This window comes from Pseudoflavonifractor phocaeensis (assembly GCF_016901955.1).
GTDB lineage: Bacteria > Bacillota > Clostridia > Oscillospirales > Oscillospiraceae > Flavonifractor > Flavonifractor phocaeensis_A.
In genome coordinates, this window is the sequence record NZ_JACJLC010000275.1 from 1 (window position 1) to 217 (window position 217).

1 rRNA gene is annotated in these 217 nt (G+C 41.9%); it reads left to right on the forward strand.

Annotated elements, in window-relative coordinates:
• Nucleotides 1-150: 150 nt before the first annotated feature.
• Nucleotides 151-217 (forward strand): 5S ribosomal RNA (gene rrf / locus H6B51_RS18695); the annotation flags it as partial.

The following is a 217-nucleotide window of genomic DNA, read 5'->3' on the forward strand; positions in this document are numbered from 1 at the left end:
GGTTCGATTCCCGTACGGGTCACCATTTAAAAAATGGTCTTGACAGTGAGATGAAAAGAGAATATAATAACTTATCGTTGAGAAGAACGGTAAGGAGAAGAAAGTTGATGAAAGTTTCTTTTGCTTACTTTTCTTTTCAAAGGAAAGTAAGTTGGTGTTGATTGCGGTGAGGGTCCACCCGTTCCCATCCCGAACACGGAAGTTAAGCTCACCTGCG